A 19,070-nucleotide genomic window follows, 5' to 3' on the forward strand; every position below is an offset into this window, starting at 1 on the left:
TAGGCGATGCACAGGGTGGATGGGCGCCTAAACGGCTGTGATCGTCCGGCTCCCAATTGCCATGCAGAATTTCACCAAAGGGGGCGTTCGATGACAACCGGTCATGTGTTCATCGCGTGCAGCTTGGATGGTTTCATAGCCCGGCCAGATGGTGATCTGGATTGGTTGATGCAGGTCGATACTGACGGCGAAGGTCATGGCTACGATGACCTGATTGCCTCCGTGGATGGACTGATCATGGGCCGCGGAACCTTTGAAAAAGTGCTAAGTTTTGAGCCTTGGCCGTATCACAAGCCGGTCGTCGTGATGAGTGAATCACGTCAGCCGTCGGATGTTCCTGAAGCGTTGGCGGGGCAGGTTGAGATCTGCGATCTATCGCCTTCAGCGGCGATGGAGAAGGTACGCCGAGCCGGTTGGAAACGCGCCTACATCGATGGCGGCCAACTCATTCAGTCCTTTCTTGCAGCAAGGTTGATTGAGGACATGATTATCACCCGTGTCCCGGTTCTCATCGGGCAGGGGTTACCCCTCTTTGGTGAGGTGATTGCCGATGTCCAGCTGGAGCATCTTGGAACCAAGGCGTTTGCGTCTGGCCTGGTGCAATCGCACTACCGGATTGTGCAAGAGGATTCGCTCTAGCTATAGTCTTCGCGCATGGCAAAGAAACGGCGCCGATCAATGATGAATGATGGCGCCGTCCAAGTCCGAGAGTCCGTCTAACGAGTGGTGGCTCGGTCAGGTGCCGCCGGCATGGCCGTAGCGCAGCAGATCAGCTGTGGCGCCAGTTTCCAACGGTCCGAAGGAATCCAGTCGGATAGACCGGCCGGTAAGGGCGTCGGAAAGATAAACCCCATCATCTGCAAAGCGCTGCAGCTGATAGGGCGCAGCAAGGTCAAAATCGGAATGATCCCTCGACATGCCAAGGCCGCGCAACGCGCCTCGCAGGAGGCCGTCAGTCCCGGCTTCTACTGTCGTGATCAGGCTGCCATCGGCGACGTTTTGAACGGCGATGCGATCACCTTCCAAGGGCAGGAACTGAATCTCTTGGGAAAATTCAGGCAGGCCGGCATTCGCGCGTAGATCGCCGGTGCCGGTCCATTGCGCAAAGGCAACCACCAGAACCGTTAAAAGCGCCGCACCGGCGGCCATCATGACCAGAGGGCGGGGAATATGATGCGGATCGTGCGCCTTGGCTTCCTTGCGGTCGGGTTCTGCCTCAACCTTCGGAGCAGCATCAGCATTCAAGGACGCCATGTTGGCGCCGGACCGTTCCAGCGCTTCGGTGGCCTGCACGTGCGAGGTATAGGTGTCGGTCAGCAGTTTGGCGACGCTTGACGCTTGCGGGATGGCGCGCAGTGTCGGCTCGGTCTGGCGCATCCGCCAAGGCCGCACATGTGGCCATAAAATGAGATAGGCGAGCGACACGTCGGGCTTCAATTGCAGCGAAAGGCTGCCGACATCGTTTGTGTTGGCGCGCAGCGCAGCACCGTCAACGACCGCAAACGGTATGTTGAACGTCTTTTGGATCGCCACGCCAACGCGCATCACGAGGCGTTTGTTGGTGATTGTGTAGACTGTGGTTTTTTCCACAAACCAGGCGAGCAGCATCAAAATCGCGATGCCAGCAAAGCCAAAAGCGACAATAACGCTCGCCTCGCCAATCGCGGTGCTAAGGCTCGCGCCGCCCGAAACAGAAAAAGCAACCCGCGCCAACGCGGCCAAGGTGACCAGAATAGCGATCGCGCGGGTGCGAAAAACCTGGCGAGCGAAGGCCCGCCAGGAAGGTGTTCCTTGCCACAACACGAACTCGCCACGCGGCAGCGTCGCGGGAAGCCCGCGGACAGGCTCTGTGGCGTAGTCATCATGGTTGTGGATGTAGTTCAAAGCAGCGGCTCCGGACGGTCAGGTGCGGCGTAGAAATAGCCGGCACCGAAATAGCCCATGATCTTTTCCTCTTCGAGCATGGTGATCTCGTCGATTTTCGCGGTCAGCGGAACGTCCGCGAACTGCGATCCTTTGATCGCATGCACATAGAGGTAGGTGTCGGGACGGGTTTTCACGACAGCGAAGTTGGCTGGCATCAAGACCGTGCGCGCTCCTTCCTCATCGGAGACCTTGATCTCGTAATAGCGGATGACGCTTTCGGCCTGGTCGACCCAGACATCGACAATGGTGCCGCCGACCTGTTTGTCGACACCGACCACGTTGCAGCCGATGGGATTGGGATCGCCATCGGGGATCCCAAAAGCTTCGACCATGCGCATCGGGCGAATCTTGACCGCGCCGGAATTCAACAGATCCGGGACATCAGCGCGCAAGGCGTAGGCGCCAGGGCCAACGCCATCGAGCATCGGATTGTCGCCCGTCGGGTCTTTGGGAGCGCCGGACCATGGCTCGCTCGGTTGCAGCGCTAGCTCGCGGGCCTCGCGCTCATAGTTCGGAACGGTGACGTCGCCATGGCCATGCGGCAAACGGAACGTCTTTGGCTCAGGCATGTAAATGCCGTGCTCATAGATATTGCCTGTTTCGTCCGACTCCAGCGGATAGCCTTCGCGACGCGTTTCCCTTTGCAGGTAAAACAGCAAATAGCCGAAAAACAGCCAGAACGCGTACAGCAGAACCTGCGCGAGGTCCAAATGCGTGGTGAAGTTGACGAAATCGAATTGGGTATAATCCATTGCGCCCTCCTATAGCTCCCGAGTGCGTGAAAAGTGGCCAGACCGCAGGCTTAATGGGCCCTGCCAAGCGGTTGGCCGAGCAGAAGAGCGATGGTGAGAGAGCGTGGGCTCGCCGTGCCGAAGGGCGCGCGGTCCAATGCTCATGATCTGTCGTTTGACGAGCATCACCTGTTTCGTCCGTTCTGTTCGATCCGGCGCGGATGCACCGGCACATCGCACCTGCAGCAAACCACAGGGTCGACATCGTTTAAGAGTATGATTGACGCAGCGTATGTGTCAATCAAATTGGACGTTGATTCCAGTTTACAGGTGAAAAAACGGACGCGATTTCATCATGAGGCGGTGAGTGGCGTTGATCGGTTGCGCAGCAGGCGCCCAAACGTTCCGCCAGCGCTGCACATAGAGGCGGAACCACGGCGTGAAGGTTTCAGAATCAGCGTCGATCGCCTCGACCAGCCAGTCCATCGATACCCATTGCAGCTCGGCAATTTCCTCAGGGTTGGGTTTAGGAATCCAGGTTTCAGGATCAGCCGTACCTTTGAACATCTGAACGCGTTCATGTTCGATGAGGCCGCCGCCAACATCAGCGCGATAGGTCACCTCGCCAATGGGCTTCATAGGCAGCGAAATCCCAAGTTCCTCATGCATGCGCCTATCGGCGCAGGCTGCGATATCCTCCTGCCAATGAGGATGGCTGCAGCAGGTGTTCGCCCATAGACCGCCGCAATGGTATTTTTCCTCCGCACGCCTTTGAATGAGCAGTTCGCCCTGCGGGCTGAAAACGAAAACGGAAATTGCCAGATGCAAAACGCCGAGCTCGTGCGCACGCAGCTTCTCGATTGGATAGAGCGATCCGTCGTCGGCGATAGCGGGAATGGTGATCTGGGTCATGAAGGCTCGGCCGAACTTGATGGTGGCGCTCTGGGCAGCGGTTAGGCTGGCCAGTCTAAGCGAAAGATGCGCTGACGCCCACCGGGCGAAGTGCTGCCTTGATCGGTGATTTGCGCGTCAGGGTGAACCAATGCTCGGAATAGGCCTTGAAAGGTTGCCGTGTAGTAGAGGCAAGGTTGCCCTGGCGGATAAACCTCGAAGCAGGCCGGGCAATCGCTCAGGGTCAGGATTGCGGGTCGACCAGCCTTAAAGCTGAACCGACCGCTGCCAGCGAACGTCCAGGCGTTCTTGGCGATGGCCCTTAAGAGAATGGCGCTTGCTGCCCAGGCGGGCAGGGCGCGCAGTGCCGACTGAACAAGTTTCGGAATACGGTTCGCCAGTATGTAATCGGCGGTTCGATCGCCTGCTTTCCAAAAAACGCCGTCAGCCTGGTCAGCGGACAAGGAGGCGCGGATCGTTTGGTGAAGGGCAACCACATCGCGTTCATCGACCATCGCGGAGGGCGGCGTGGCGATATGATGGCCAAGACCGGCGCGCTTTGCCAACCGCTTGGTTTCGTCAGCGCCAAGCAAGTCGTTCAAGACGTTGAAGACCTGCAATAGGGCATTCGGCCCGATGCGGCCGAGCGCCCTCTTGTGTTGTTCGGGCTCGGCGCGCGTCGAATCCGATAAGGCCGACACCCCGCCCATCAGGCAGGGATGTTTTGGTCAGCAGCTTGATCCAGCGCTTTCTTGTGCCCGTCGAACACGGTGACATGGCCGACCTTTTCGGCCTCTTCCATCTGCTCGTCTGTGAGTTGAACCGGTGCGCCACCACACGCCATCGCCTTGGCCGCCTCATGCATGGTGCTCGCCGGGCGATTGTGGTTGGTCTGCCATTCGATCTTGGAAGCGTCGAAACGCTTTTTGGTCGTATCGAACTTGAAATCGACACCCTTTTTCGACTGCGGTCCCCAGTAATTGACGCGGCCAAGATCGTAGAAGGTGCGTTCAAACCCGGCCTTCAGGAAGGCTTTCAAGCAACCCAGCAGATATTTGCGACGCTGGCCCGTGCCCTTCCAAGGGTAAGAGAAGAAGGCTTTGTTCATGTAGAAGCGTCGGTAATTGTGCATCACACGGTCAAGCAGCGTGGCGCGATCCATCGCTTCGGGCTTCATGATGGGGGTCACGAAATTGTACTTGTCGAAGTCGAACACCTCGACCTTGTCGCCAAGCTCCTTGAAGAGATCGGAGAAGGGCCAGGGGGTGTACATCGCCCAGTTGGCGAGGTCCGGCTCCCAATCGCGGGCCATCTGATAGGTCTCTTCCAGCGTCTCGACCGTTTCGTTTTCCAGGCCGACGATGAACTGCGCTTCGGTCACGATACCGGCTTCGCGCAGCAGGCGGATGGCGCGTTTGTTCTCCTCGATCGTGGTTTCCTTGTTGAAGAGATCAAGCTTCAACTGCGCCGCTGCTTCGGTCCCAAGCGAGATGTGGACCAACCCTGCCTTGCGGTAGAAGGGCAACAGTTCCTCATCGCGTAGAATGTCAGTGACGCGGGTGTTGATGCCCCAAAGCACGTCCAGGTCGCGATCGATCAGCTCCTGGCAGAACTGGATGAACTTCTTGCGATTTATGGTGGGCTCTTCGTCGGCGAGGATGAAGAAGCCGATGTCGTGCTCTTTCACCAACACCTCGATCTCATCGACCACCTTTTTAGGATCGCGAATGCGGTAGTCGCGCCAGAACTTCCACTGCGAGCAGAAGGAGCAAGTGAACGGGCAGCCGCGTGCCATGTTGGGGATCGCGACACGCCGGTTCATTGGGATGTACATGTATTTGTCCCAGTCGAGGATCGACCAGTCCGGCGACAGCCCATCAATGTCTTTGACCGTCGGTGCGGCTGGTGTGGCCACGACCTGATCGCCGTCAAGATAGGCGATGCCTTGGACCGCTTCGCGTGCGCCCGGCCAATTGCCTTGGTGAATGGTGGAAATGAGGTCGACGAAGATTTCTTCGCCCTCGCCGCGCACGATGCAATCAATCCAGGGGGCTTCGGCCAGCACCTGTTGATACATGAACGTGGCATGGATGCCGCCGAGCACGGTCACGGCGTTCGGGTGCAGCTCTTTGGCAACCTGCAGGATGCCTTGAGCCTTGTAGATCGATGGGGTGATGGCGGTGCAACCGATGACATCGGGCTTTTCAGCGGCGATGGCATCACGAATGTCAGCATCGGACATTTTGTTTGTCATCGCATCGATGAAGGCGACGTCAGTATAGCCAGCCTTTTTCAGCGAGCCTGTGAGATAGGCAACCCATGCCGGTGGCCAATTGCCGGCAATTTCCGCGCCGCCCGAGTGGTAGTTAGGGTGGATGAGGAGAATGCGCATGGCCGGCCCAGTTCTGTGATCGCGTCAGGCATCTGACTGATCGTCACAGTGAACAGCGATAAGTGTCCATTTTCGTTGACACGTATCAAATGAAGGTCGGTTTGATCCGGTGTGCCCGCCGTTCTTGCTCTGTCCGGCGTTTTGGCGTCTCTTGACCAAAAGAGTTCTTCTTTTGTCCCAAGCGGTAGGAAAAAAGGCCGATGCGAAAGCACCGGCCAATTTCTCAAAAAACGATGTATAAGCAGATGCTTACATGTCGCCGCCATAGTGCTCTTCGAGCACAGGTGCCGGATCAACCTCGTTACCATCGGCGTCAAAGCCAGCGAGATATTTGATCACGTTCTGGATCTGTGCTTCCTGGCGTAGACCTGCGAATGCCATGCGGGTCCGTGGCACCATGGCGCGCGGGTTTTCAAGGTATTCCGACATGATCGCAACGGTCCAAACGCCGCCTTGCTCTTCGCCAGCTTCGATGTGGGAGTCAGAATAGCGGAAGCCTTCAACTGAGCCCCAATCGCGACCGATGATGCCGTTGAGCGGTGGGCCGACGCGCTGCATGGCGTTGGGACCGACCATGTGGCAAGCGGAGCACTGGCGGAAGACAGCCGCGCCGGCCTCTGCATCTGCGTCGATATAGGCTTGGGCATCCTGCGCAGAAGCAATGCTGGCGCCGCCAACCATGGTGCAGGCCGCCGCAGCGAGCGCAATCGCGAAACGTTTCATCATTCTTTCTCCCTTGGCCATTGGGCCGTCATTGAAATGCCACTCCGCAGAAACACTGACGCGAGCTTGAAAGCCCTGTCAAGGCGGCGGGCGGCGAGACGTCGAATTGCAACGCAAACTTCTCTTTCCTCATCGAAAGATGGTTTCCGCGGGCTTTCCGCCGCACTCTTCTTCTACGTTTGGTGTGATGATTGGTTCAAGCAGAGCACAAAAACGTGCCTGCAACATTGGGCGCAGTCGGCGACGGTCAAGGGCCGCCGACTGCTCGTGAGTCCGTGCTAGGCGACGGCCCGCGATAGAGCGCATTGCGACCAAAGATCGTTGAGCGCGCTCACGAGCTGGGCGATGTCACCGTCCGTGTGCAGTGGGCCTGGCGTGATGCGCAGGCGCTCGGTGCCCTTGGGGACCGTCGGATAGTTGATGGGCTGGATGTAAATTCCATACCGATCGAGAAGTACGTCGCTGATAAACTTACATTTTTTAGCGTCACCTACCATCACCGGAATGATATGGCTCGGGTTCGGCAGATGCGGGATGCCTTTGGCGTCCAGTGCCGCACGGACCTTAGCCACACGCTCTTTCTGCGCCTCGCGCTCCACCGAGCTTTCTTTCAAATGCTGAATGGAGGCGGTTGCACCGGCTGCGATGGATGGTGGAAGCGCGGTTGTGAAAATGAAGCCCGAGGAGAACGAGCGGACATAATCACAGAGCGCAGCTGAGGCCGCGATGTAGCCGCCCATGACGCCAAATGCCTTGCCAAGCGTGCCCTCAACAACGGTGATCCGGTCCATGACGCCGTCGCGTTCGGCAATGCCAGCACCGCGTGGCCCGTACATGCCAACCGCGTGGACTTCGTCCAGGTAGGTCATCGCGCCATGTTTTTCAGCCACTTCAACGATCTCGAGCATCGGCGCGATGTCGCCATCCATCGAGTAGACCGACTCAAAGGCGACGATCTTCGGTCGGCCGGGTGCAATATCGGAAAGCTTGCGATCAAGATCCTCCGGATCATTGTGCTTCCAAATCATCTTGTCGGCGCGCGAATGGCGAATGCCTTCGATCATGGAAGCGTGATTGAGTGCATCGGACAGAATCACGCAGTCGGGGATTGTCGACCCCAATGTACCGAGGGATGCCCAGTTGGAAACATAGCCGGAGGTGAAGATCAGCGCGGCTTCTTTGCCATGAAGATCCGCCAATTCCTGCTCCAGGAGCACATGAAAATGGTTGGTGCCGGAAATGTTGCGAGTGCCGCCTGCGCCTGCGCCACAGCGCTCAATCGCGCCGTGCATGGCATCGATCACACACTGCTCCTGGCCCATGCCGAGATAGTCGTTTGAGCACCAGACCGTGACATCGTGGATGCCATCCGCGGTGTGGCGTTTGGCTTTGGGAAATGCGCCCATCTTACGTTCCAAATGAGCGAAAACGCGGTAGTTACCATTGTCGCGCAAACCGTCCAGAGCGCCGTTGAAGAACGCTTCATAATCCATCTGCTCGTCATTGGCGGCGACGGGATGCTCGTGCGTTTCGGTGATCAGATTGCCGGCTGGGCAACGCTGAACAGATCTCAGACCATCGAACGGAACAGTGCCATTCTCATTGTCGTTGGGTGTGGGTGTGTCCGTCATGGTAAAGTGTCCCCGATTGGAATGCGCGTCGGAAAACGCGTCAGATGCGCGCCGTTGATCGGCTTTTTGCGTGATGGTTGAACGTTCAATGGAAGATTTCTCGGCCTCGCCAACTGAGTCCGGTAGGGGGCGCCGGAGATACCAGCGCCAGAGTTCCTCATCGCGCCAGGGCAGAACGAGAAACCAATGCTCGATGACGCCAAGGGCAGCGAGTGTCGTGAGTAGAACAAAAGTCGTTTGGGTTGGCGGCACGGCGCCCAAGGCTTGTTGCGCCAGCCAGGCCGTGAGGAGCGTGCCTGCCGTCACCGAGAGCGGGAAAAGCAGGTTGAGTGCGCGATTGCGGAAATAGCTTTTCAGATGCTCCAGATGGCTGGGCAGAAACTCCTCGGTGATGTTCGGCACACCGAGGAAGATGTTGAACTTGGTGGAAAGGCGCATCGCCCAAAGGATCATGAAAGTCCAAAGCGCGGTCTGGTTGCCGGCCGTCCAAAGCGCTGCGACCAGCCCGACGACCGTCAGCGCGATGGCCAGTTCATGGTGGATCAGCGTCTGGGTGGCGTATCTGAACCGTTGCCAGCCCTTCGCATCCGATGGGCAGTCGGTGCGGCGCGGGCCGGTGATCGTTCCGGTCAGAAAGCTCACCTCGTGCCAACCCCAGAACGCCAGCCCCGCCGTGAAGGCGATAAAGGCGCCGCTGACGGTCATCACGTCGCGCGTTAGCCAGACGGCAACGATGGCAGCGATGCCAAAGAGGCTCGCCACCGCCATGGTTGCGCGTGGCGTGATACGCGGCAGCCGGTCGGCCAGCAGAATCACCCCGGTGGAAAACCACCAGAGGAACAGCGCAAATCCGATCGGGGCGAGCCAGCTGGTCACAGGTCTTGCATCACCAGGTTGGTTGAAGCCGGCTGGTCGCCGGTATCGTATTGGGTTTGGTCTTCATGAAGTAGAGTCCGGCGAACGTGAGAAACGCGCTTGTGCCAAGGCCGAACTTGCGCAGCTTGCCACCAAGGCCGCCGGCACGATCAGCCTCGCCCATGGCTTGGTTGATCCGATTGAGCTTGCGCAGGCCCTCCAAAAACTTTGGATTGTCCAGATCAAGCAGAACCGGGAAGCACTGTTTGGTGATTTCGGTCGTCGTGCGGAACACCTGCATGTCGTATTCTTCGACATCCACCCCAAGGGCATTGTGAAACGCCGGGCGGGCCTGGTCGCGCACATGCATGGTGCAGAAGACGGCGAGCAAGAAGAAGCGGATCCAAAGCTTGTTGCGGCCTTCCAGAAGCGTTGGGTTCGCACGCATCAAGAGCGAAAACGCTTCGCCGTGGCGGAACTCGTCGTTGCACCACTCTTCGAACCATTTGAAGATTGGGTGGAAGCGCTTGTCCGGATGCTTTTCCAGATGGCGGAAGATGGTGATGTAACGGGCGTAGCCGATCTTCTCTGACAGGTAGGTGGCGTAGAAAATGAACTTCGGCTGGAAATAGGTGTACTTCTTCGCCTTGGTCAGGAAGCCAAGGTTCACGCCAATGTCGAACTCTTTCAAAGCGTCGTTGATGAAGCCGGCGTGGCGGCTTTCATCGCGGGCCATCAGAGAGAAGAGCTCGCAGATTTCTTTGTTCTTGCCGCGCTTTTTCATCTCTTTGTAGAGCACGCAGCCGGAGAACTCGGCGGTTAAAGACGACACGAGGAAGTCGATGAATTCTTTTTTCAGCTCTGGATCGAGCGCATCGATGTCGATGTGATCCCAATCTTCGTTGCGTTTGAAATGACCCTTGTTGGGGTCATCGCGCATTTCCTGGATCAGCGCGTCCCACTCTTCGCGCACCAAGGTCACATCGACTTTATCGAGCTTGTCGAAGTCGGTGGTGTAGAAGCGCGGATCGAGCAGGGTGGTTTCCTGCGCCATGCGCGTGGTTTCGTTGATCGGCGCGCGCGCTTTCACATCGGATGTGACGGGCGTGCCTTCTTTGACGGGTGAATGGACGTTCATAGCGCAGCCCTTTCTGAGAAGCTGAATTCGCAAAGTTCCATGAATTCGAAGTCGCCGGTCATCCGGGTCCAAGTGCGTTCCAACCAATGGGCGCGGCGCACGGTGGCGGTGCGTTGCAGCACCACGCGTTCGCCATAAGGAACCTCGACCGGACGGCCATGGACGATGACTTCGTCACCAGGTGCGATGGCGATGTCGCCATCCAATTCGACATAGGCGTGAAGGCTGTCGAAGGTGTTCTGCACATCGACAGTGCAGCCAACATCGAAGCTTTCGCGGCTGAACAGGCTGAACATTGGCAAGTCCTCCCTTAGCCCCGTTATCCGGGGAATTCGGCAAGGCCAAAGCCCTGCCTGTTGGTGGTGGTGTCCGTGGCGCGTCGCTGTGCGCCGACAAGCGGGCCCAAAACGATGAGCGTTGCGAAGAGCAGTCCGATTTCCAGGTGGTAGACAGCCCCATAACCAAAGGCTGGATCGGTGATGACCCGGCCAAAAAGCCCCGAACTTCCCATGGCTGTGAAGAGGTCGCGCAGTGCGCCACCGGCCGCCAGGCCAAGGCCAGCCGCCGTTGCGTTGACGGCACCCCATGCGCCGAGCGCGATACCATTGGTAGAACGTCCGTCGGCTGTGGTTTTTGCCAGCTGCATGGTTGCGGTGAGTAGGCAGACGGCAAAAAGGCCGCTGCCAAACCCGATCATCGCGGTTGCGCCGCGGAACATGAAGGCGGATTGAAGTGGTGCTGACAACACAACGAGTGTGAAACCGACTACACCGATTACCGCGCCCAAACCGGCATAGCGGTAGGGGTCGCAATTGTTGCCCAGGCGCTGTGCTGCCAAGGCAAACCCAGCCAGTGTGCCACCGGCAAAGAGGGCCGTGAGCAGTGTCGTGGCGCTGACGGACAGGCCAAGAACTTGCCCGCCATAGGGTTCCAGCAGGATATCCTGCATGGAAAACGCCAGTGTCCCCAAACCAACCGCCAACAACAAACGGCCGGTGCGGTTGGTGCTGGTGAAGGCGCGCCAGGCCTCTGAGAAGGTTGGCCGATCAAGGTGCGGCGCGGTGGCGGCTGGGTTGCGCGCCTCTTGTTTCCAGAGCGCCACCATGTTGAGCACAATGGTGACGACCGCTGCGCCCTGGATGACTTGGATGAGCCGTTGGTGGCTGAAGTCAGCCAGGAGCCAGGAGAAGCCCAGCGCACCGATCACCATACCGATGAGCAACATAACGTAGAGCAGCGCGACAACGCGCGGGCGCGCCTCTTCTGGGGCCAGATCGGTCGCCAGTGCTAGCCCGGCGGTTTGCGTGGTGTGCAGGCCAAGGCCGATTAGCAGGAAGCCAAGGCCGGTGATGATGTGACCAAGGAAGAACGGCCCGCCACCGACGCTCATCAGCAGAATGGCCATCGGCATGATCGCCAGGCCGCCGAACTGAAAAATGGTGCCAAACCAGATGAAGGGCACACGCTTCCAGCCGAGCAGGGATTTATGGGTGTCGGACTTATGCCCGATAAGCGCTCGCAGAGGCGCGAATAGCAAAGGCAGCGCCACCATGATGGAAACGAGCCAGGCCGGCACTGATAGTTCCAGGATCATCACACGGTTCAGCGTGCCGGTGATCAGCGTTACGGCCATTCCGACGGAAATCTGGAACAGCGCCAGGCGCAGCAAGCGGGGCAGCGGCAGTTCATCGGTTGCAGCATCGGCAAACGGCAGGAATCGTGGCCCAATCTTGGTCCACTGATCTTTCAGCTGGGGCAGCCGTCTGCTCACGTGCGCGGCTCCGCTCTGGTGATCTGAAACGCCTGGCTGGTATAGAAACCTGACGCGATGCGCTTGGTGTTGCCGGCTGCGAAATCGGGCATGCGTTCGGCGATCAGGCGGCGCAGCTTGTTCTCTGAAATCGGCACGATGGCTGGCGAGCGGTCGCCGCGTGGGAAGAGTTTGCCGACTGTATGCATGGCCGCGAGCAGTGGGGTCTTTGGCGCGAATGTGAAAAGCACCTGACCGTCGGTCCGCTCGGCCAAACGGGCTAATGCACCGACTTTGTCGCCAGCCTCGTAGTGGATGACAGAGTCCATCGCGACCACATGATCAAAGCGGCCGAAGTTCTCATCCAGCATGTCGCCGGCGTGCCACGTGATCGTGCCTGGAAGATTGTGCGGCATGCGCTCGCGGGCGACGTCCACCAGGTTGGGCGAAAGGTCCACCGCGACGACGTCGGCGCCACGTTTGGCGGCCTCCACCGCAAGGGCTCCGGTGCCGCAGCCAGCATCCAGCAGGCGTTGGCCGGACATGTCATCGGGCAACCAAGACAGGAGCGTGGCGCGCATGGCATCGCGGCCCGCGCGCACTGTCGCGCGAATGCCAGACACCGGCGCATCAGAAGTCAGACGCTCCCAGGTCTTGGCGGCTGTGCGGTCGAAATAGGCTTGGATCTCGCCGCGCCTAGTTTGATAGGTATCCATGGGATGAGCGGTTTCCTGCATCAATCAAATCCCAGGAAGTCAAAGATATCGCGGTCTTTCATCGGTGAAGGATCGCAGATGGTGTCATCAACCAGCAGGCTGGCCGCCAAGCGCAGATATTCTTTTTGCACCGCGAGAACAGCGTCCGTTTCATCCATCTCAAACAGCGTGCGTTTCTTCAGACGTGATTTGCGAATTTCATCCAGATCCGGCAGGTGCGCGACGCGTTCCAGACCGACAACCTCGTTGAACCGGTCGATCTCATCGGTCGCTTTGGACCGGTTGGCGATCACGCCGCCGACACGCACATCGTAGTTTTTCGATTTGGCTTTGATCGCCGAGACGATGCGGTTCATCGCGAAGATGGAGTCAAAGTCGTTGGCGGTGACGATGAGTGCTTTTTCGGCATGCTGCAGCGGGGCAGCGAACCCGCCGCAGACCACATCACCCAGCACATCGAAGATCACGACGTCGGTGTCTTCCAGCAAATGATGCTCTTTCAAGAGCTTCACTGTCTGGCCGACCACATAGCCGCCGCAGCCGGTGCCGGCAGGTGGGCCGCCAGCTTCAACGCACATGACGCCGTTGTAGCCCTCGAACACGAAGTCTTCGGTGCGCAGTTCCTCGGAGTGAAAATCTACCTCTTCCAGCACGTCGATGACCGTCGGGCAGAGGCTTTTGGTCAGCGTGAACGTGCTGTCATGCTTCGGATCGCAGCCGATCTGCAGCACACGCTTGCCCAGTTTCGAAAAAGCAACCGAGAGGTTCGACGAGGTGGTCGACTTGCCGATGCCGCCCTTGCCGTAAACCGCAAAAACCTTGGCGGTGTCGATGGTCATCGCCGGATCCATCTTCACCTGGACTGAGCCTTCACCGTCCTCATGGCCGGTGGAGAAGCCCTTGGGCGAGCGATCCAGCAGCGTGGTCTTGGTGCCGGTTGGCGGTGGGGTCACGATGTTCATTCTGCAGCCTCCATGCCGAGCGATTGGCCGGCGGCGGTTTGTTGATGAGTTGTGTCATTGGCGGGAATGCCGATGCCTTCGAGGCGATCTTCCAGCTCTTCGCCTGCATCGCGCAGGGCATCGAGAACGGCGTCATCAGGCTGCCAATAGTCGCGCTCATGGGCTTCGAGCAGACGGCCAGCCAAACGGGCAGATGCGGTTGGGTTGAGGTCAGCCAAACGGCGGCGCATCTCAGGGTCGAGCACGTAAGTTTCGGTGAGTTGCTGGTAGACCCAAGGCTGCACCTGACCAGTCGTGGCCGACCAACCCATGGTGTTCGTCACATGCTCTTCGATCTGCCGCACGCCTTCATAGCCATGCTGCAACATGCCCTCGTACCATTTGGGGTTGAGCATGCGGGTGCGGGTTTCCAGCGCCACCTGTTCTGAGAGGCTACGCACTTTGCCTTCGCCGCGTGTTTGATCGCCGATGTAAACCGGGATCGCATCGCCCTTCGCGCGGGTTGCGGCGCGGCTGATGCCACCGAGCGTATCGAAATAATGGTCGATGGTGGTGACGCCCAGCTCGACGGAGTCGAGGTTCTGATAGGCGATATCAACGTCCGCCAACATCGATTGCAGCAGCGCAGCTTGCTGGACGGGCTTGCCCGATGCGCCATAGGCAAAGCTCTTGCGGCGCTCATAGGTTTCGGCCAGCTCGTCTTCGTCGTCCCAAGTGCCGGACTCCACCAGATTGTTGACGTTGGAACCATAGGCGCCATCGGCGTTGGAGAAGACGCGCAAGGCTGCCGTCTCCATGCCGCAGCCATGTTTTTCGCCATAGGCCAAAGCATGGGCGCGGATGGGGTTTTGGTCGAGCGGTTCATCGGCCTGCGCGGCGAGAAGAGCAGCCTCAGCGAGAATCTTCGTTTGCAGTGGCAGCAGGTCGCGGAAGATGCCGGATAGAGTCATCACCACGTCAACGCGTGGGCGCCCCAATTCTTCCAGTGAGGTAAGCTGCGCGCCGCAAAGACGGCCATAGCTGTCAAAACGCGGTGCCGCACCCATCAGCGCCAACCCTTGGGCAATCGTGCCGCCTTCGGTCTTCAAATTGTCGGTTCCCCACAGCACCAACGCGACGGAGGTTGGCAGCGCGCCGGTCTCTTCCTTGTAGCGGGCGAGTAGACGATCGGCCTGTTTGGCGCCGTCGGCCATGGCGAATGCCGAGGGGATGCGGAACGGATCAAACCCATGAATGTTGCGACCGGTGGGCAGAACCTCGGGCGTGCGCACGACATCACCGCCCGGCGCCGGTGCGATAAAGCCGCCGTCGAGCGCGTGGATGATGGCCTTCAGCTCATGATCTTCGCAGAGAAGCGCATCGGTCTTGGCCAGAGCGCTCAGCGTTTCAGCATCGATCTCTTGCGCCGGGTCCTCGCCCATCACGACGGCTAGCGCGTCATCTTGGGAAAGTTCCAGCCCGTGCGCCGACTCGGCGATGGCCTGGATCATGTCGGCGCGCTCGGCTTCGCTCATCGGCTCGCCGACAATGTGCAGGCCGTGCGGGATGAGCGTGTATTCCAGCTCTAGCACTGCCTCTTGCAGCGCGATGATCTGCGCGCCGGCATTCGTATCCCAGGCCGGAGTTTCGTCGGCCAGGTCCAGTTCGGCGGCTTGCGTTTGGATCAGCGTTGCCAGGCTTTGCGCCTCGCTGCCCGTCACATCGTCCATGCCGCGCCAGCGCTCGATGGAGGCTTTCAGCTCATTGAGGCCCTTGTAGAGACCGGCTTGCGCCAACGGTGGCGTCAGATAGCTGATCAGCGTGGCTGCGGCGCGGCGCTTGGCGATCATGCCTTCGGACGGATTGTTGGATGCATAGAGATAGTAGTTCGGCACATCGCCGATCAGGCGATCTGGCCAGCACTTGCCTGACATGCCGGTTTGTTTGCCGGGCATGAATTCCAGCGCGCCATGGGTGCCGAAGTGCAGATAGGCCTCAGCGCCGAAGTCCTCGCGCATCCAGCGATAGAAGGCGGAAAACGCGTGGGTTGGCGCGAAACCCTGCTCGAAGAGCAGGCGCATCGGGTCGCCCTCGTAGCCGAACGCAGGCTGCACGCCGACAAAGACATTGCCGAACTGTGCGCCCAGCACAAAGATCGACTGGCCATCGGTTTGCTGCGCGCCGGGGGCGGGTCCCCACACGGCTTCCAGCTCTTTCAGATAGGGTTCGCGGCGCACATGATCATCAACCGGGATGCGAGCATGCACATTGGCGTGCGTTCCATACTGTCCGGCATTGCCAGTGATGATCGCCTCGCGCAGCGCATCCACGCTTTCGGGCATTTCCACGTCATAGCCTTCGTCCTCAAGGCCTTGCAGAACATTGTAGAGCGAGCGGAAAACCGAGAGATAGGCGGCCGTGCCGGTGTTGCCGCCATTGGGCGGGAAGTTGAAGAGCACGATGCCGACCCTGCGGTCTTCACGGTCGGAGCGGCGCAGCGTTATCAGTTGATCGACGCGCACGGCCAAGCGTTCGGCGCGCTCTGAGCAAACTTGCATCAGTTTGGCGAGCTCCGGATCGCAGAAGTCACACGCCTTATGGCAGCCGGTGCACGCATCGCCGGCTGGATCGACGCGTCCGCCAAAGACAGTGGGTTCGGTGGCGCCGTCCAGCTCGGGGATCGCGACCATAATGGTCGACTCAACCGGCATCAGGCCGCGGTTGGATTTGGCCCAGTCCTGCAAGGTCTGGAACTCGATGGCGTGAGCGGCAAGATAGGGCACATCCAGGCCAGCCAGCATTTCTTCAGCAGCCTTGGCATCATTGTAGGCAGGGCCACCGACCAGCGAAAAGCCGGTGAGCGAGAGCATGGCATCGACGATGGGCCGGCCATCTTTGACGAAGAATTTCTCCGCCGCCGGACGTGCGTCGAGACCGGAGGCGAACACCGGAATGACCTTCAAGCCGCGCGCCTCAATGGCGCGGATCACCCCGTCATAATGGGCGGTGTTGCCGGCCAGCAGGTAGGAGCGCATCAGGATGAGCCCGACCGTGCCGCGCGCCTTTGGCGGCGTTGGAAGGCCTGCATCGGTTTCGGTCACACGGGTTGGAAGATCCGGGTGGTAGATGCCGACCTCGGGATAGTCGGCGGGCATGTCGGCTTTGACCGACGTGCGCAGGTTTTCGCGCGGGCCAGCGGCATAACGGCTCACCAGGAAGCGCACCATGTTGGCAACGTTTTCGTCCGAACCCGAGAGCCAGTATTGCAGCGTTAGGAAATAGGCGCGCACGTCCTGCGCGGTGCCCGGAATGAAGCGCAGGATTTTTGGCAGACGCTTGAGCATCGCCATCTGCTTGGCACCGGAGCTTTGTTCGCCAGGCTTTTTGCTTGATCCGCGCAGCCGCTTCAGCAGCGCCATGGCGCCATTTTGTTTAGCGCTCATGTCGAACTGGCCGACGCGGGTGAGCTTCACCACATCACCAGCCGACATCATGCCGATCATCGCATCGCAGCGGTCGCGCCGCGCTTCCAGCGCCGGTTGGATCGCTTGGATCTGATCGTCCATGAACAGCATGGTGGCGAGGATAATGTCACCAGTGGCGATATCGTTTTTGCAGGCTTCCAGCGCGTCGGGATTGTCACCCCATTCCGACGTCGCGTGCAGGGCAATGGAGACGCCGGGCATCTCGCGCAGCAGCATCTTTTGGGCGCGCTCGACCGCACCGGACAAATGATTGTCCAGCGTGACGATCACCACCTTCACAGGCGTGCCGTCAGCGGCCGAAGTGAGCTTTAGCATCGTAGAGCGTCTCCAAAGTGATCTGCGCAAGCCCGTGCTCGGCGGCGAATGTTTCCGTGTTGCGGCGCGCCTTTCCGCGCACGAAGAATGGAATTTTCTTCAGTTCCTTTTCGGCTTCCGCCGTCCAGCCGGTTGGCATGTCGGCGGGGCTATCCATCAGCGTGTTGGCGGCGTCCTGAACAGGTGCCGCAGCAAGCGCTGTTTCAGGCTCTTGCGTGGTCCGAGATGGGGCGTGGCCATGGTGCGACGGGCCATTGGCATCAGAGAATTCGAAGTCATCGCGGAACATGCCCAGCAGATGTTCTTCCAGACCCATCACCAGCGGATGCACCCAGGTATCAAAGAGCACGTTGGCGCCTTCGAAACCCATTTGGGGGGAATAGCGTGCGGGGAAGTCTTGAACATGGACGGGAGCCGAGATCACCGCGCAGCCAATGCCCAAGCGCTTGGCGATGTGGCGTTCCATCTGCGTGCCGAGCACCAGTTCCGGTGTCGCCTCGATGATGGCCTGCTCAACCTCTAGATAATCGTCTGTGATTAGCGGCTCGACGCCATAGTCTTTGGCAGCAGCTCGGATGTCGCGGGCAAATTCGCGGCTGTAGGTGCCAAGGCCGACAACTTTGAAGCCCATTTCGCTTTCGGCCACCTTGGCAGCGGCCAGAGCGTGCGTGGCATCGCCAAAGATGAAGACGCGTTTGCCGGTCAAATAGGTGGAATCGATGGACCGGGAGTACCAGGGCAGGCGGCTTTGCTCGTTGGCGAGCAAAGCGTCGGCATCGTCGCCAATGATCTCAGCGACTTCAGCGATGAACGCTTTGGTGGCACCGACGCCGATGGGCACGGTCTTGGTCATCGGTTGGCCGAAAGCACGTTTCAGCCAGTCGGCGGCGGTCCGAGCGATTTCAGGATAAAGGACGACGTTGAAGTCAGCATCACCCAGATTGGCCAATTCAGCCGGGGTGCAATCGAGCGGTGCGACTACATTGACGTCGATGCCGAGGCTGCCCAGCAGCTTTGTGATCTCGGTGACATCATCGCGGTGGCGGAAACCAAGTGCAGTCGGTCCAAGTATGTTCGCCGATGGGCGCTGGCCTTCGGGCCGTGGCGAGCGAGCAGTTCCTGGTTCCGGGGCCTGCGCACCGGCGATGCCGCGCACCAGTTGGTAGAAGGTTTCCGAGGCGCCCCAATTCTCCTTTTTGGAGTAGGAGGGCAGCTCCAGCGGAATCACCGGGATTGGTAGATCCATCGCCTTAGCTAGGCCACCTGGATCATCCTGGATGAGTTCGGCCGTGCAGCTTGCGCCGCAGATCATCGCTTGCGGCTGGAAGCGGGCATAGGCATCGCGTGCTGCGCTCTGGAATAGTTCGGCGGTGTCCTTGCCCAGATCACGGGCCTGGAAGGTTGTGTAGGTAACCGGCGGACGCTCTTTGCGCCGTTCGATCATCGTGAACAGCAGGTCCGCATAGGTGTCGCCCTGCGGGGCGTGCAGCACATAGTGCAGACCCTTCATCGCGGTGGCGATGCGCATCGCGCCGACATGGGGCGGGCCTTCATAGGTCCAGACGGTGAGTTGCAT

At 59.4% G+C, this 19,070-nt stretch carries 15 protein-coding genes; 1 reads left to right on the plus strand and 14 read right to left on the minus strand.

Annotated features, from left to right (window positions below):
* The first annotated feature begins 90 nt into the window (after window positions 1-90).
* Window positions 91-639, plus strand: coding sequence for a dihydrofolate reductase (locus tag JJ917_00335; GenBank protein ID MBO6697252.1), 549 nt, complete (start codon window positions 91-93; stop codon window positions 637-639).
* A 96-nt stretch (window positions 640-735) separates the two neighbouring features.
* Here JJ917_00335 and JJ917_00340 read toward each other — a convergent pair whose 3' ends face one another.
* The 14 genes from JJ917_00340 to JJ917_00405 all read right to left on the minus strand — a co-directional run bounded on the left by JJ917_00340 (window position 736) and on the right by JJ917_00405 (window position 19,070).
* Window positions 736-1,884, minus strand: a complete 1,149-nt coding sequence (locus JJ917_00340) for a PH domain-containing protein (protein ID MBO6697253.1) — start codon at window positions 1,882-1,884, stop codon at window positions 736-738.
* On the minus strand, window positions 1,881-2,678 hold the full coding sequence (gene puhA / locus JJ917_00345; protein MBO6697254.1) for a photosynthetic reaction center subunit H: 798 nt from the start codon (window positions 2,676-2,678) through the stop codon (window positions 1,881-1,883). The genes JJ917_00340 and puhA overlap by 4 nt, the downstream gene beginning before the upstream one ends.
* A 303-nt stretch (window positions 2,679-2,981) precedes the next feature.
* Window positions 2,982-3,569 carry an isopentenyl-diphosphate Delta-isomerase gene (idi, locus tag JJ917_00350; GenBank protein ID MBO6697255.1) on the minus strand — a complete coding sequence of 196 codons (588 nt, stop codon included), beginning with the start codon at window positions 3,567-3,569 and terminating at the stop codon, window positions 2,982-2,984.
* 41 nt (window positions 3,570-3,610) lie between these two features.
* The gene (gene bchJ / locus JJ917_00355) at window positions 3,611-4,258 is read right to left on the minus strand and encodes a bacteriochlorophyll 4-vinyl reductase (GenBank protein MBO6697256.1); all 648 of its coding nucleotides are present in this window, start codon (window positions 4,256-4,258) and stop codon (window positions 3,611-3,613) included.
* Window positions 4,258-5,940 (minus strand): magnesium-protoporphyrin IX monomethyl ester anaerobic oxidative cyclase, encoded by a 1,683-nt coding sequence (gene bchE, locus JJ917_00360; GenBank protein ID MBO6697257.1) that lies wholly within the window; start codon window positions 5,938-5,940, stop codon window positions 4,258-4,260. Before bchE ends, bchJ begins: the two co-directional genes overlap by 1 nt.
* Window positions 5,941-6,189: 249 nt before the next feature.
* A complete protein-coding gene (locus JJ917_00365) occupies window positions 6,190-6,666 on the minus strand; it encodes a cytochrome c family protein (protein MBO6697258.1) in 477 nt (158 codons plus the stop codon).
* A 275-nt stretch (window positions 6,667-6,941) separates the two neighbouring features.
* Window positions 6,942-9,170: a 5-aminolevulinate synthase gene (hemA, locus tag JJ917_00370; GenBank protein ID MBO6697259.1), complete on the minus strand. Its 2,229-nt coding sequence runs from the start codon at window positions 9,168-9,170 to the stop codon at window positions 6,942-6,944.
* Window positions 9,171-9,180: 10 nt separating this feature from the next.
* Window positions 9,181-10,287, minus strand: a complete 1,107-nt coding sequence (gene acsF / locus JJ917_00375; GenBank protein MBO6697260.1) for a magnesium-protoporphyrin IX monomethyl ester (oxidative) cyclase — start codon at window positions 10,285-10,287, stop codon at window positions 9,181-9,183.
* The gene (locus JJ917_00380; GenBank protein MBO6697261.1) at window positions 10,284-10,583 is read right to left on the minus strand and encodes a hypothetical protein; all 300 of its coding nucleotides are present in this window, start codon (window positions 10,581-10,583) and stop codon (window positions 10,284-10,286) included. Before JJ917_00380 ends, acsF begins: the two co-directional genes overlap by 4 nt.
* Before the next feature lie 23 nt (window positions 10,584-10,606).
* Window positions 10,607-12,058, minus strand: a complete 1,452-nt coding sequence (locus JJ917_00385) for a PucC family protein (protein ID MBO6697262.1) — start codon at window positions 12,056-12,058, stop codon at window positions 10,607-10,609.
* On the minus strand, window positions 12,055-12,753 hold the full coding sequence (locus JJ917_00390) for a magnesium protoporphyrin IX methyltransferase (GenBank protein MBO6697263.1): 699 nt from the start codon (window positions 12,751-12,753) through the stop codon (window positions 12,055-12,057). The genes JJ917_00385 and JJ917_00390 overlap by 4 nt, the downstream gene beginning before the upstream one ends.
* A gap of 20 nt (window positions 12,754-12,773) precedes the next feature.
* A complete protein-coding gene (locus JJ917_00395) occupies window positions 12,774-13,715 on the minus strand; it encodes a ferredoxin:protochlorophyllide reductase (ATP-dependent) iron-sulfur ATP-binding protein (GenBank protein MBO6697264.1) in 942 nt (313 codons plus the stop codon).
* Entirely contained in the window at window positions 13,712-17,494 is a 3,783-nt protein-coding gene (locus JJ917_00400) for a magnesium chelatase subunit H (GenBank protein ID MBO6697265.1), read from the minus strand. Before JJ917_00400 ends, JJ917_00395 begins: the two co-directional genes overlap by 4 nt.
* On the minus strand, window positions 17,469-19,070 hold the full coding sequence (locus JJ917_00405) for a ferredoxin:protochlorophyllide reductase (ATP-dependent) subunit B (protein MBO6697266.1): 1,602 nt from the start codon (window positions 19,068-19,070) through the stop codon (window positions 17,469-17,471). Before JJ917_00405 ends, JJ917_00400 begins: the two co-directional genes overlap by 26 nt.

The organism is Hyphomicrobiales bacterium (genome assembly GCA_017642935.1).
Lineage (GTDB): Bacteria > Pseudomonadota > Alphaproteobacteria > Rhizobiales > MH13 > MH13.

Excerpts from the sequence above, each read along its gene's own strand:
- JJ917_00390 (MBO6697263.1), bottom strand. The coding sequence starts at position 12,753 with ATGGATACCTATCAAACTAGGCGCGGCGAGATCCAAGCCTATTTCGAC.
- idi (MBO6697255.1), bottom strand. The coding sequence starts at position 3,569 with ATGACCCAGATCACCATTCCCGCTATCGCCGACGACGGATCGCTCTAT.
- bchE (MBO6697257.1), bottom strand. The coding sequence starts at position 5,940 with ATGCGCATTCTCCTCATCCACCCTAACTACCACTCGGGCGGCGCGGAA.
- JJ917_00380 (MBO6697261.1), bottom strand. The coding sequence starts at position 10,583 with ATGTTCAGCCTGTTCAGCCGCGAAAGCTTCGATGTTGGCTGCACTGTC.
- puhA (MBO6697254.1), bottom strand. The coding sequence starts at position 2,678 with ATGGATTATACCCAATTCGATTTCGTCAACTTCACCACGCATTTGGAC.
- bchJ (MBO6697256.1), bottom strand. The coding sequence starts at position 4,258 with ATGGGCGGGGTGTCGGCCTTATCGGATTCGACGCGCGCCGAGCCCGAA.
- acsF (MBO6697260.1), bottom strand. The coding sequence starts at position 10,287 with ATGAACGTCCATTCACCCGTCAAAGAAGGCACGCCCGTCACATCCGAT.
- JJ917_00365 (MBO6697258.1), bottom strand. The coding sequence starts at position 6,666 with ATGATGAAACGTTTCGCGATTGCGCTCGCTGCGGCGGCCTGCACCATG.
- JJ917_00405 (MBO6697266.1), bottom strand. The coding sequence starts at position 19,070 with ATGCAACTCACCGTCTGGACCTATGAAGGCCCGCCCCATGTCGGCGCG.
- JJ917_00335 (MBO6697252.1), top strand. The coding sequence starts at position 91 with ATGACAACCGGTCATGTGTTCATCGCGTGCAGCTTGGATGGTTTCATA.
- JJ917_00400 (MBO6697265.1), bottom strand. The coding sequence starts at position 17,494 with ATGCTAAAGCTCACTTCGGCCGCTGACGGCACGCCTGTGAAGGTGGTG.
- JJ917_00395 (MBO6697264.1), bottom strand. The coding sequence starts at position 13,715 with ATGAACATCGTGACCCCACCGCCAACCGGCACCAAGACCACGCTGCTG.